7 protein-coding genes and 1 tRNA gene are annotated in these 13461 nt (G+C 61.9%); 5 read left to right on the forward strand and 3 right to left on the reverse strand.

Annotation, left to right across the window (positions count from 1 at the left end):
* Positions 1 to 850: isocitrate lyase (aceA, locus tag AC5E6N_RS18640; RefSeq protein WP_491749225.1), on the reverse strand; the 850-nt coding region annotated here is incomplete at its 3' end.
* A gap of 230 nt (positions 851 to 1080) precedes the next feature.
* Here aceA and AC5E6N_RS18645 point away from each other — a divergent pair.
* Complete coding sequence (locus AC5E6N_RS18645) at positions 1081 to 2502, forward strand: helix-turn-helix domain-containing protein (RefSeq protein ID WP_491749226.1); 1422 nt, start codon at positions 1081 to 1083, stop codon at positions 2500 to 2502.
* Positions 2503 to 2615: 113 nt separating this feature from the next.
* Here the strand turns inward: AC5E6N_RS18645 and AC5E6N_RS18650 are convergent, their stop codons facing one another.
* Entirely contained in the window at positions 2616 to 4460 is a 1845-nt protein-coding gene (locus AC5E6N_RS18650) for an AsmA family protein (protein WP_491749227.1), read from the reverse strand.
* Between the two features lie 240 nt (positions 4461 to 4700).
* Between AC5E6N_RS18650 and AC5E6N_RS18655 the strand changes: the two genes are divergently transcribed.
* Positions 4701 to 6653 (forward strand): acetoacetate--CoA ligase, encoded by a 1953-nt coding sequence (locus AC5E6N_RS18655; protein ID WP_491749228.1) that lies wholly within the window; start codon positions 4701 to 4703, stop codon positions 6651 to 6653.
* Between the two features lie 514 nt (positions 6654 to 7167).
* On the opposite strand, the gene AC5E6N_RS18660 is transcribed toward AC5E6N_RS18655, so the two are convergent.
* Positions 7168 to 10551 carry a PAS domain S-box protein gene (locus AC5E6N_RS18660; RefSeq protein WP_491749229.1) on the reverse strand — a complete coding sequence of 1128 codons (3384 nt, stop codon included), beginning with the start codon at positions 10549 to 10551 and terminating at the stop codon, positions 7168 to 7170.
* A gap of 324 nt (positions 10552 to 10875) precedes the next feature.
* Here AC5E6N_RS18660 and AC5E6N_RS18665 point away from each other — a divergent pair, with 324 nt between their 5' ends.
* The 3 genes from AC5E6N_RS18665 to AC5E6N_RS18675 form a co-directional block, all read left to right on the forward strand.
* Entirely contained in the window at positions 10876 to 11331 is a 456-nt protein-coding gene (locus AC5E6N_RS18665; RefSeq protein ID WP_491691635.1) for a phasin, read from the forward strand.
* Between the two features lie 140 nt (positions 11332 to 11471).
* Positions 11472 to 11548: transfer RNA gene (locus AC5E6N_RS18670), tRNA-His, on the forward strand.
* Positions 11549 to 11665: 117 nt separating this feature from the next.
* Positions 11666 to 13461: phosphatidylglycerol lysyltransferase domain-containing protein (locus tag AC5E6N_RS18675; RefSeq protein ID WP_491749230.1), on the forward strand; the 1796-nt coding region annotated here is incomplete at its 3' end.

The raw sequence follows: 13461 nt of genomic DNA on the forward strand, positions 1-13461 counted from the left end.
TGGAGGTCTCGCACCAGATCAGATCGGAGTAGGGCGCATAGGCGATGGCGCGGGCGATGCACGGCTCAAGGCCGTTCTTGACCCGGTAGAAGCCTTCGGCCGTGCGGCCGGCATCATAGTCGACGAAGGGCTGGTCGCGCTCGTCGACGTCGGAGGTCAGGAGTTTGGCGGCCTCCGCGTCCGTGCGGGCGATGACAAGAGTGGGCGTTCCCATGACGTCTGCCGCGAGACGGGCTGCATTGAGGTTGCGGATATGGGCCGCGATCGGGATCAGGACCTTGCCGCCAAGATGGCCGCATTTCTTTTCCGATGCCAGCTGGTCCTCATAGTGAACGCCGGCCGCTCCGGCCTCGATATAGGCTTTCATCAGTTCGAAGGAGTTGAGCGGGCCGCCGAAACCGGCCTCGGCGTCGGCAATGATCGGAGCGAACCAGCTATCGACCGAAAGCCCGTTGCCCTCCGCCGTTTCGATCTGATCGGCGCGCTGCAGCGTCTTGTTGATCCGCTTGGCGAGTTCAGGACCCGCATTGGCCGGATAAAGCGACTGATCCGGATACATCGCAGAGGCCGTGTTGGCGTCGGCCGCGACCTGCCAGCCGGAGAGGTAAATCGCCTTCAGCCCGGCGCGGACCATCTGCATGGCCTGGTTGCCGGAAAGGGCACCCAGCGCATTGACGAAATCATCATTGTGAATGAGCTGCCACAGGCGATTGGCACCCATCTCCGCCAGCGAGTATCTGATCTGAACAGATCCGCGGAGCTTTTGGACGTCTTGTGCCGAATAGGGACGGTCGATCCCGTCGAAGCGGCCTTCCGGTGCGCCGGGAACGAGGTTGTAAAAATCAGTCATTGCGATCTCCGTGCGGTAAATCCGTGAGCTTCTTTTTAATGTGAAGCAGCTCTTGTTTTCGATTTTGTGTGACTGTTTTTACAATGCAGTGCACAAACTGAATAGAAAAATCCGCAAAAACAGAATTATAAAAGGGTCACGCTGTCTGAGTTGTGACAAAGGGAGATTGTAAAGCTGTAAAAATTGTAATAGGCTTTTTGCACTACAATTTGTCAAACGTTGTAAAAGCCATGGCTGATCAAAAGATTTTTGCCGGGCCGCGCCTGCGCCGCATCCGAAATCAGCACGGCCTGACCCAGACGGCGATGGCCGAGGAACTCGGCATCTCGCCCTCCTATCTGAACCTCATAGAACGCAATCAACGGCCGCTGACGGTTCAGCTTCTTCTCAAGCTGACCTCCGTCTACAAGATCGATCTGGAGGAATTGCAGGGCGAGAACACGGGCACGATGAGCGCCTTGAAGGAGGTCTTCTCCGACCCGCTTCTCACCGAGGCGCTTCCCGGCGATCAGGAGCTGATCGAAGTCGCCGACGCCGCGCCCAACGCGGCGGCGGGCGTCGTCAAACTCTATCGCGCCTACAAGGAGGCGCAGTCCCGTCTTTCCGGCCTCTCCGAACTTCTGGCCCGGGAAGGTCACACAACCACCGTATCGGGCACCCGGCTTCCCGTGGACGAGGTGCGGGAAGCGTTCGAGAGGCGGCCCAATTACATAGAGTCAATCGAACAGGCAGCGGAGGATTTTCACGCCCGCATCAAGCCTGTCGATGGTCTGGGTGCCGCGCTTCGGGCCTGGCTGGCGCGCGAGCATGGAATCGTCGTCCGCCTGCTGCCCGTCCACACAATGCCGAACTGGCGGCGCCGGTTCGACCGCCATTCCATGCGCCTGTTCCTTTCCGAGCGGCTGTCGCCGTTCGACCAGTTGCGCGAAATCGCGGTGGAGGTCGCCCAGCTCGCTTTCGGCGACCAGATTGCGGTCGAACTCGATCAGCTGGATTTCGGGTCTGACGAAGCCCGGCGTCTCGGGCGCTTCGAGCTCGCGCGCTACGCTGCCCATGCGATCATGATGCCCTATGGTGCGTTTCAGACCGCCGCCATGCGCGCCCGATATGATCTGGACGTCCTGCGTTCGCGGTTCCACGTATCCTTCGAGCAGGTTGCCAACCGGGTGACCATGTTGCAGCGCCCCGGTGCCTCCGGCGTACCCTTTTTCATGCTCGAGGTGGACAATGCCGGAAACCGGTTTCGTCGCGCCGGTGCGCGCGGGTTTCCGCAATCGCGTTTCGGCGGCGGCTGCCCCAAACTCAATATCCACGCGGCATTCACCCAGCCAGGCCAGATCCTGGTCGATGCGGTGGAGATGCCCGACGGCGCGGAATTTCTGACAATTGCCCGTACCCTGGAGGGGCCGCAGGGCGCCTTCAACGAGCGCGTTCGCCGCACCGCGGTCCTCGTCGGTTGCGATGTCGGCTTTCGCGACGAGATCATCTATGGCGATACGGTCAAGGGTGCGGCCATGAAACCCACGCCGGTCGGACCGGCATGCCGGCTGTGCGAGCGGCAGGGATGCCTGGCGCGCGCCGAGCCGCCGCTCACCCGCCCGTCCGGCCTCGACGAGATGGTCACCGGTCTCAGCGCCTTTGACTTTCAGTAGTCGGTGAACTTTTTCCGGTAAGACTTGCGAACGGTGCCAACCATGGCGCCGGCGTTTGCCGGCGGACTTTTTGAAAGCTCCGGGCTGAAATCGGGCCTGCGGTCTCGCAGGTTTCAGTTGCTGATGATCGGCGATATCACCGGGGTGGGCCACGATCCGCCGACAAAGAACTGTATGCCGGTTTCCTCGTTAACCGGAGCCGCACCACCCGCCTCGGCGCTCTCTGCCCCGGTTTCGGTCTCGGTTTCCGTCTCGCGCAGAACGCCGATCAGCGCCAGCCCGCCGCGCTGGTAGGGGATGATGCCCGTCAGGCTCAGATGGCTGTTTTCCGCGATGATGTCGCCCTTGTTGATTTCGGCGAGCCCGTTGGAGAATGTCGCCTGGAAATCGGCCGTCTTGAATTCGAACGATCCCTGCGAGATCCCGCCGAGGCCGAAGAACCGCTCCGTTTTGGCAAGTTCCCGGAACTGGGCGGCATCGAAGGACGGCACGGTCCCGTCGATAATCGACAGTTCGAATTTTCCGTCCAGGTCGCTCAGGCCGGTTGCCCAGGTCGGAAAGGGTGTCGAGAGCGCCGCATTCATCGATGCGGTGCCCTGGGGAAACGGCCCCTCGATCCCCAGCGCCGACAACACCTGTGCGAGGTTGATATCCCGGGCCGAGAACCGCAGCTCGCCGCCACCCTCAATGCCGCTTTCGGCCAGGGTAACGCGTCCCAGGACCGAACCGCCATAGGCCGTGGCGTCGCCGACGTCGAAGGTCGCCCGTCCGCCCTCGATCCGCGCGGCGGCGGCAACGTCCGTCAGGCTGATGTTGCCGAGCGTTGCCGTCTGCGCGGAAAACCGCATGTCCAGAAGGAGCTGGCTGAGAAAGGATGTGTCGATGGTTTTGGCAATGTCCTCGCCGCTGCGCGGCAGGGGCGTGAAGGCCCTGAGGAAGGATGCGATATCGAGCGAGTTGAACGCCAGCGTCCCGGAAATGCCGGGCGTGTCGTCGTCGCGTTTGATATCGAGGATGCCGATGCCCTGATTGCCTTCCAGTTCGATAACGAGCTTGTCGAGCATTGCCCGGTCGTTCTGCAGCTGAATGTCCGCCTCGAGCGACACCGCGCCGATGGCTTCGCCCGGTTTGATCTGCGTGCCCACCCATTCGAGCGCCTGCCGCATGGACGGGCTCTGCATGGTAACGGTGCCGAGGGCAAACGGGATCCTGGAGAGATTGGCCTCTCCTTCGAACCCCACATTGAGCGGCGCTGCCGTCAGATCGACGGTGAGGTTCGCCGTACGCCCGGCGAGAAGCCGAAGCGGATTGCCGGAGGTCACGCTGAGCGTCGCGGCCTCGCCGCGATAAATGCCGCGCACATCGGTGCGCATGCCCGCATTGAGCCTCGGCCAGCTGATCGTTCCGTTGATGGCGGTGATCTTCTCCGTGTCGCCGTTTGTCCGGTCGATCCAGTTGAACGCGCCGTTCTCGACCGTCACCTCACCCAGCCGGTAGGCCGGGATCGGCGGCAGTTTCGTGGTGTCGCTTCCGGCAGCGTCCGCATGGGCGATGGCCGCATCCATTCCTTCCGCGATGCGCCCGGACCGGCTGTTCCAGCTTGTCATGCCCTCGGGAAGCTTTTCCACCGTGAACACCGGCCGCACGAGGACGAAGTTTGAAAAGCTCGGCCGGCCGCGCAGCGCTGAAAACACGCTGAAGTCGGCCTTCAGCTCGTCCGCGAAGACAATGGGTTCCGCGTCCGGGAAATTCCCGGAAGACACGCTGATGCGATTGAGCTCGATACGCGGCACGGGCCAGAATCCGATTTCGGGATTGTCGAGCAGTTCGACTTCATGCCCGGTCCACTCCGAGATGTCGCGCTCCAGCCTGTCCCGCACGAGGTCGGTCGATATCACAAAGGGCAGGGCCACGCCGCTCACGGCCGTGACTATGCCCGCGACGATCACGATGGCCATGATCGCCCGAAACCAGCGCCTGTGGTATAGCCTTTTGCGTTCCAAGTCGTGCTTGACCTTCCGTTCCGGTGCGACAACACCTGCCCGCCACCGGCCATAGGGGTAATCGGTTGCTCGGGCGAATGCAATTGAAGCCTCGCAATTGGATTAACGCGCAACAAAATGGGACCGGCCGCTTTATTTGTTGCGGTGCAGCATGTTAAGAGCCGCCTATCTGGAATTGGGGCGTTGGGAGGAACCATGAACGGCCAGAATCCGCTTTGGACACCGACCGGGGAAATGGTCGAGAACGCGGTCGTCACATCGTTTGCGCGCTTTTGCGCGCAGCGCGCCGGCAAGGAGATCTCCGGCTATGACGAACTGCACGCCTGGTCGATTGAAAACCGCGCGGACTTCTGGTCGGCGGTTTGGGATTTCTGCGGCGTAAAGGGCGAAAAGGGCGATGCGGTCCTTGAAGACGGGGACCGGATGCCCGGCGCGCGTTTTTTCCCGCAGGCGACCCTGAACTTTGCCGAGAACCTCCTCAGCAGGACCGGCGGCGACGACGCCATCATCTTTCGCGGCGAGGGCAAGCTGCGCAGCCGCATGAGCTGGGACGAGCTTCATGCGCTGGTGTCGCGCCTTCAACAGGCGATGCGTGCGATGGGTATCGGCAGGGGCGATCGTGTCGCGGCGATGATGCCGAATGTTCCCGAGACCGTGGCGGCCATGCTGGCGGCAGCCTCCATCGGCGCCATCTGGTCGTCCTGCTCGCCGGATTTCGGCGATAAGGGTGTCCTTGACCGCTTCGGGCAGATCGAGCCGAAGCTGTTCATCGCCTGTGACGGCTACTGGTACAATGGCAAGCTCCAGGATGTTTCGGACAAACTGCGGACCGTCGAGGCCGAACTCAAGCCGCAAAAAACGGTGATCGTCCACTATGCCGGCGATGCCGATGCACTGGCCGCCTCGCTGGAGGCTGCCGAAACGCTGAGCGGCTTCATCGCGCCGTTTGAGGCGCAGCCGGTGGAATTTGAGCGACTGCCCTTCGATCACCCGCTCTACATCCTGTTTTCATCGGGCACCACCGGGATCCCGAAATGCATCGTGCATTCGGCCGGCGGCACCCTTCTGCAGCACCTTAAGGAACAGCAGCTTCACTCCAATCTGCGCGCCGCGGAACGGCTTTTCTATTTCACCACCTGCGGATGGATGATGTGGAACTGGCTGGTTTCGGGCCTGGCAACGGGCGCAACGATCTGCCTTTACGACGGCTCGCCCTTCCACCCCGACGGCAATGTGCTTTTCGATTACGCGGCCGAGGAAGGCTTCCATGTCTTCGGAACCTCCGCAAAATTCATCGATGCCCTGCGCAAGTCCGGTCTGACGCCCGGTTCAACCCATGATCTGTCGGCGCTGCGCATGGTCGCATCCACGGGTTCGCCGCTGTCGCCGGAGGGTTTCTCATTCGTTTACGACGGCATCAAGCCGGACGTGCATCTTGCCTCGATTTCCGGCGGAACGGACATCGTGTCCTGTTTCGTCTGTGCCATACCGGTCAAGCCGGTATGGAGGGGCGAGATCCAGGGCGCCGGCCTCGGAATGGCGGTGGATGTCTGGGATGACGACGGCCAGCCCGTGATCGGCGAGAAGGGCGAACTGGTCTGTACGCGGGCCTTCCCCTGCATGCCGATCGGCTTCTGGAATGATCCGGACAGCGCCAAGTACCACGCGGCCTATTTCGAACGTTTCGACAATATCTGGTGTCATGGAGACTTCGCCGAGTGGACCGGGCATGGCGGCATGATCATCCACGGACGCTCCGATGCGACACTCAATCCCGGCGGGGTGAGGATCGGAACCGCGGAGATCTACAATCAGGTCGAACAGATGGACGAAATCCTCGAGGCCATCTGCATCGGCCAGGATTGGGAGGACGATGTCCGTGTGGTCCTGTTCGTACGCCTTGCGGACGGGGTTTCTCTCGACGACGATCTTGTCACGCGGATCAAGGCGCGCATCCGGACCGGCGCATCGCCGCGCCATGTCCCGGCCAAGGTGATCGCGGTGGACGATATTCCGCGCACCAAGTCCGGCAAGATAACCGAGCTTGCCGTGCGTGATGTGGTGCATGGCCGGCCGGTCAAGAACCAGGAGGCACTTGCCAATCCGGAAGCGCTGTCGCTCTTTGCCGGTTTGAAGGAACTCGAATAGGCGCTTTGGCAACCTGCGGTAAGTGACGCGCGGCGCGTTGATGGTTAATAAAACGTCTGCGGAATATTTACCTTCTTTTGGCAGGCGGGCCGTTTGGTTATAATTCGTGAAGCTTTGTTAAGGATGTGTTAGCAATCCCCGCCATACGATACCCTCAGTTAACGTGATCTCCTGCGTGCACAGGTTTTTGCCGGCATTACGGATACCATGCCCATTGACAGCAGTTCTTTCTACAAGGTGTGCTCGGCGCACCTTTTTTTTGCGCTTTGAAATCAAAAGGAAATTTCCCCCAAGGCTGCGGGAAGTCCGTAATCGTGACCGCGAACGCCGTATCCGGCATCGTCTCGAAGTCCGCGCGCGGCCGGTTTCCGTAAACGGGCTTGGCAGACCTGTCGAAATCGCGCGACCGCGACGGATGCGTTGCCGCACGTTTTGAGAAAATTACCGATATTGACTCGAGGGCGGCCGCTGCAACTGATGGTTTCATTGTCTGCGGCCGCCCGCACGCACACGTTTATTCCGCGAGCACCCGCTGTGACGGGAAGACGATCTCGATCAGCGTGCCCTGGCCGGGCTGCGAATTCATTGCAAACTGCGCCCTGTTGGCCTCGGCCATCGCCTTCGCCAGCGGCAGGCCGAGCCCGGTGCCGTCGCCGCGGGGGCGATTGAGCCCGGCAACCTGCTTGAACGGCTTCATCGCCTGTTCCAGTTCAACCCGGGTCATTCCGACGCCCGTGTCGCGAATACGCAGGCTCACATTGCCGTTCGATTCATAGGTCGTCGAAACCACGACCTGCCCGCCGGCGGGGGTGAAGCGGATGGCGTTTGACAGCAGATTGATCGCGATCTGTTTGATCGAGCGAATATCGGCCACCACCTGCGGTACGTCGGATGACAGGCTGGTGCGCATGATCACGCGACGGTCATTGGCCTGCGGCTGCAGGATGGATATGGCTTCAAGCAGCGCATCGTTCAGCGATACCGCGGCGAAATCCAGCTCCTGCTCGCCGGCCTCGATCTTCGATATGTCAAGCAGATCGTTGACGATGTCGAGAACATGTTTGCCCGAGCGTCGGATGTCATTGGCATATTCGACATAGCGCGGACTGCCGATCGGACCGAAACGCTCCTCCGTCATCAGCTCGGCAAAGCCGATAATGGCGTTCAGCGGTGTACGGATCTCGTGGCTGACACGGGCCAGAAAGTCGCTTTTCAGGGAGCTGGCCGTTTCGGCTTCCCTCTTGGCCGACCGCAGTTCCTCCTCCGCGCGCTTCCACTGGGTGATGTCACGCATGACCGCGCAATAGCCGTTTGAGCCCGACAGGTGGCCGATGGTCATGAACAGCGGCAAGAACCCGCCGGACGCTTCGCGGCCGATCACCTCGCGTCCGTCATTGAGAACGCTTGCGACACCGTTTCCCGTCAGCCCGGAGAGATAGTCCTTCACGGCCCGCTGGCTCTCATGCGCGAACAACATTGCAAACGGCTTGCCGCTGGTCTCCGTCTCGTCATAGTCGAACAGGGCGCAGGCCGAATTGTTCATCGAACGGATGATGCCGTCTTCTCCGATCAGCACGACGCCATCCGTAGCGGTCTCAAGAATGGACCGCAACTCGTCCACCTCGACCTGCAGGGCCGAAACCGGTGCCGGATCGGCTTCATCCGGCATGACGGGCTGAAGCGGCGGAGTGTCGGGTTCCGGAACCGCGTCGCCCACGATGTTCGTGGCGCCGGCCAGCGGCTGCAGGGCAAGCATGAGCGCTCTGCCGGTCTCCCATCCGACGGACCGCAATTTGGCCCGCACGCTCAGCTGCGAACCGTCCCGCGACCGCAGCACCAGGTCCCCTCCGGTCGAAACGCTCTCGTCTCCGCCGGCGCCGTCTCCATCATCGAAGAGACCGGCCATGCCGCCGGCCTCGTTGAGTTCGGATTTGGTCAGATATCCTGTGAGCTGGCGGAATTCCTCGTTGATGTAGAAGATGGTCACGCCGTCATGGACGATGACCGGCGTCGGCAGCTGCTCAATAATGGCGGGCGTGACGAAATTTCCTTCCGGTCGCGCGGTCTTCCGATCGTCGGGAAGCGGCTTCTGCGGCGGGTCGCCGACATCGCTCGCGCTCTCGGCCGGTTGAGAGGCGGGCGGCGGCTGCTCCGGGGTCGCGGATGTCCGCTGTTTTCCGGCGGCGTCCTCGTCGTTTTCGGTTACGGGCCGTTGCGGCGAGGTTTTGCGTTTTCCGAACGGTTCCGGCGCTTCATTGTCGTCCGCATCCCTCGCCCGCCGGGCGGCGCTCAGCCGCTGGGCAATTTCGCGGAACGCCTGTTTTTCGGTGTTGCTCAGGCCATCGCGGGTCTGCGACCGGCGGTCCTCAAGCCTGATGACCTTGTCGCTGCGCCGTCGTCCCGGCGTCCCGCTTATATCCAGCACCGGCTTTTCCGCCGCGTCGCCGTCGGTCGCGGCTGGATTGTCGTTGCCGGTCTCATCGTCGTCCGCCGGTTTCCGGTTCGTCTCCTCGCTGGCCTCATTGTCCGGTTCGGATGCGGCGGTCGGGAACCCGCTTGCATCGCCAAGGGCGATACCGATTTTCTCCGGATCCGCTTGCGCATCCGCCGGACGCACGATGCCGAAGCCACGAAAACCGTCGAAGGCCCGCTCGCGGGAATAGGTCGGCAGCGCGGCAAGGTCCACGGGCACGCGCAGATCCGTTCCCTGAACCGGCCACAGGACCGTCTTGCCGGACCAGGTATCGCGCTTGCGCAGGAGGTCGGCGATCGTGTGGTCCGGGTCGATGTTGAAGACCTGGGCAACGTCGGCAAATTTCCGGTCCCGCACATCCGCGGCGTTCGGACCGACCGTCTCGCTGAAATCCGCGGAAATCTCCTTGAACACGCCGTCGGCATCGATTTTCCAGACAAACCGCGTCGGGCGTTTCTCGGGGTTGAAAACGAACGCGGACGCATCGCCGCCTTTTCCGGCCGCGCCGGTGGCGGTTTCCGTGCGAGCATGATCGCCGCCCGCGCCCTCGGCCGCTTCGTCGTTTGCGGTCACCTCGGCCGCGGGGTCCTCTGGCACGTCCGCTGCCGTCTCCTCCGCGGGGACCATGTTCAGCACGGAGGGAACAATCGCCATGCGTTCGCTGGCCGCGGCCTTCGGGCGCGGATTTTGCGCCTCGCTCTCGGGTTCGGGGGCCGGTTCGGGATCATCGTGCGGGCGCGGGGCCGGTGCGTCGCCATCAACGGGCGCTTCGACGGCAAACATAAGGAAAAGTGCCGGGTCGTCGCTCAGGCGGGCAATGGCGGAGGGAAGTTGCCCGAGAGCCGTCGGGATCGGATGTTTTGTCAGCCGGCCGCTCTTGTCCGACACGCTGCTGACGATCTGCTGCCGCAGCTCATCGCCGAGCCGTATGCGGGCAAAGGACGGTGTGGCGTCGAGGATGCCGCCATGCTCGTCGAGCACGGCCGCGTTCGTCTCCGTGTCTTCAAATCCGTCGAGAACCGCATGGGCCATCTGCGCCGGCGTTTTCGCCTTTTCCCCGACGGGTGCCGAAATCAGCAGGGCGGGATTGCCGTCGGGCAAAATGATCTTCTCCAGCTGTGCGGAGCGCAGTTGCTGTTTGAAGCCGGGGTCGGATCGCATGACGAACGGGTAGGTGCCGCTGCGGTTGCGCACCACGCGCGCGGCCGCCTCGATCTGCCGATATGCGGCGGCGGATGTATTGAGCCCCGCGTCCATGCATGCGTAGAGCGACTGATATCCCAGCAGCCGCGCACCGGCGCCGTTGACCCACAGAATCGTGTCGAGGAAGGGCGAAACGAGGATCAGCGCCTCACCGGCGCAGTATCGCGAACGAACTGTCTCGTGAACGGCAATATCGATGAAAGGGTATCGCCCGGTCGGCATGTCTGATCCCGTTCCATTTTGCCCGACGTCGACAATACGAACGTCCGGCGTCCCTTGAACCCTTTTCGGCGCCTTCATTCCGGACGGAAACCGGCGGCCGTTTGAATATAATCGTTAAGACTTTGTTAATAAGTGGCAATGCCGGCCGGGTCCAGAAGGGCGTGGGCCCCGAAGGGCCTTACCTGACAACAGGGTTAACAGCAAAATTGTGCGTTGCAAAATTTATGTTGCAATGCACAATAATCATCGCTATATAGACCGCGAAGACAAAATTATGCGTCGGGTGCCTGCATGAAAGGGCCCGAAATCAAAGGAGTGCATGACATGGCTACCAAGAAAACCGCAAATGAAGACGTATTCGCATTCGCAACCATGGATCCGACAAAGCTGACCGAATCCTACCGCGAATTCGCCGAAAAGGGGCTGGTTCAGTCCAAGGAAGCTTACGACAAGCTGAAGACCGCTGCCGAGGATGCCACCAAGACGGTCGAGCAGACCCTGGAAAACGCCCAGGCCGGCACCGTGGAAATCAGCATGAAGGCAATCGACGCCGTTCGCACCAATGCCGACAATTCGCTGACCCACATTGAGGCCCTCCTGGGCGTCAAATCGGTTGCCGAACTGGTTGAACTGCAGACCGGTTTCATCCGTCAGCAGGCTGAAGCCGCCGTCGACCAGGCCAAGGAACTTCAGGAAGCGGCCCGCAAGGTTGCCGACAAGGTTTCCAAGCCCGGCAAGGACGCCTACGAAAAGGCTGCGAAGAACTTCACCCTCGGCTGATTTTGACAGTTAGGGGCGACAACGCCAATCCGAAACCGGGCCGAAATGGCCCGGTTTTTTTGTCCCCGCCATGCATTCGGCCCCTTGCCAAAACCATCGCGGAGCCGTATGTCACCCGTCAGCATTTGACGCTGTGCCGTGCGGTTGTAGCTCAGCTGGTTAGAGCGCTGGATTGTGGATCCAGAGGTCGGTGGTTCGAACCCACCCAACCGTACCATTTCCCGACATGAGAAGCCCGGTAAACAAACCGGTGTGCAAGCCGGCTCCGCCGACTGCATTTTGTCCGGCGACTCTGTTACGACTCGTCTGATCGGGAAACGGAAACAGCGGCGCCATGGCTGAACAAACGCACGCGATCAACGTCAGAACCGGTCTGACCGGCCTGTTCGCCGTCGCGGTCACGTTCTTTGCATTCTATCTCCTGCACCACTTCACCCGGGATATCTCCCTTTCGGAGGTGCTGCGCGACATGGAGATGACGCCGGTGCGCAGTCTCCTGCTGGCGGTGCTCACGACCATTGTCAGTTTTTGCGCGATTGCCTGTTACGAAATACTGGCCGTGCGCACCGTGGCGCCCGGCCGGGTTTCATATCGGACCGCATCGTGGGCCGGTGTTGCCGGTTTTGCCATTTCCGACGTGGCCGGATTTCACGTGCTGACAGGCGGGGCGCTGCGCTACCGGGTCTACAGCCAGAAAGGCCTCGAAGTACCCCTTATCGGGCAGATCGTCGCGCTCTCATGGATGTCGTTGTGGCTTGGAATGGCGTTCCTGATCGGGCTTTCCTTTGTGTTTTATCCCGGCGGGTCGCTCATATTCGGCCGGCTGCCGGGTGAGGTGGTCAGAGTAGCCGGCTTTCTGATCCTCGCCGTGTTCGCCGTCTATTTTATCTGGGTTGCCCGCGGACAGCGCGGTTTCGTGCTGCGGGGCGTCAATATTCGTCTGCCTTCGGTAGGCGTCAGTGCCCTGCAACTGCTTGCAGGCGTCATCGATATCGCCGCATCCGCCGCCACTCTCTACGTTCTGCTGCCGGCCGATGTGACCGGCTCCATGAGCGGTTTCTTCGTCGTCTATATCTCGGCCGTTGTGCTCGGCGCCATCAGCCATTCGCCCGGCGGGCTCGGCGTGTTCGAGGCGACGATCATTGCCGGGCTCGGTGCGTCCGGCCGCTCGGACGTGATCGGCGCACTGCTGATCTACCGCTTTGTCTATTACTTCCTGCCGCTCGTGCCCGTATCCCTGGCCCTGTTGTACATGGAGGTAAGACGCGGCCACCGCGTGATCCGTCAATCGGTTCGTCACATCGGCAAAACCTCCGAGCCGCTGGTGCCGCCGGTCGCCGCGGCCTTCACCTTTCTGGGCGGGCTTGTTCTGCTGCTGGCGGGCTCCCTGCCGGAGAGCGCCGTCTCGCATATGGCGATCAGGTCGGTGCTGCCCCTGCCGTTCGTCGAATCCTCGCACCTGCTTGCAAGTCTCGTCGGCCTTGCCCTGCTGGTTGTCGCGCATGCCCTCCTGCACCGGCGCGAGGCCGCCTATTTCCTGGCCATGGGCCTGCTGGCTGCCGGAGCCGTGTTCGCCCTGACCAAGGGGCTTAACTACGAAGAGGCGGTGTTGCTCTTCGCCATCTTCCTGTTTCTCGTTCCTTTCCGTGCTGCCTTTTACCGCAAATCGGGCGAATCCATCCTGGCGCTGACGCCGGCCTGGCTGTCCGCCATCGCCATAACGGTTGCCGCGGCCGTATGGCTCGGTTTCTTCGCCTATCGTCACGTTGAATACTCAAACCAGCTCTGGTGGGAATTCAGCTGGGCCGGGGATGCGCCACGCTTCCTGCGGGCAAGCGTTGCGATCGTGGCGGCGCTCTTCGCGCTCGGCCTGCATATGATGCTCAATCGCCGGCCGGCGGCCATTCCGCCGGCTGAGGCGATCCCGGACAGTGTGCGCCGGCTTGTTGACGAGGCGCCCGACCCGGACGCGACCATCGCGCTGCTCGGCGACAAGCATTTCCTGGTTTCCGACGAGGAAGGCGCGTTTCTCATGTACGGCGTCTCCGGCGGCAGCTATATCGCCAAGGGTGATCCGGTCGGCGATCCGAAGCAGGGCGAAGAGCTCGCCTGGCGGTTCCGTGAACTGGC

Source organism: Hoeflea sp. (assembly GCF_984452065.1).

Excerpts from the sequence above, each read along its gene's own strand:
- AC5E6N_RS18645 (WP_491749226.1), top strand. The coding sequence starts at position 1,081 with ATGGCTGATCAAAAGATTTTTGCCGGGCCGCGCCTGCGCCGCATCCGA.
- AC5E6N_RS18650 (WP_491749227.1), bottom strand. The coding sequence starts at position 4,460 with ATGGCCATCGTGATCGTCGCGGGCATAGTCACGGCCGTGAGCGGCGTG.
- AC5E6N_RS18655 (WP_491749228.1), top strand. The coding sequence starts at position 4,701 with ATGAACGGCCAGAATCCGCTTTGGACACCGACCGGGGAAATGGTCGAG.
- AC5E6N_RS18660 (WP_491749229.1), bottom strand. The coding sequence starts at position 10,551 with ATGCCGACCGGGCGATACCCTTTCATCGATATTGCCGTTCACGAGACA.
- AC5E6N_RS18665 (WP_491691635.1), top strand. The coding sequence starts at position 10,876 with ATGGCTACCAAGAAAACCGCAAATGAAGACGTATTCGCATTCGCAACC.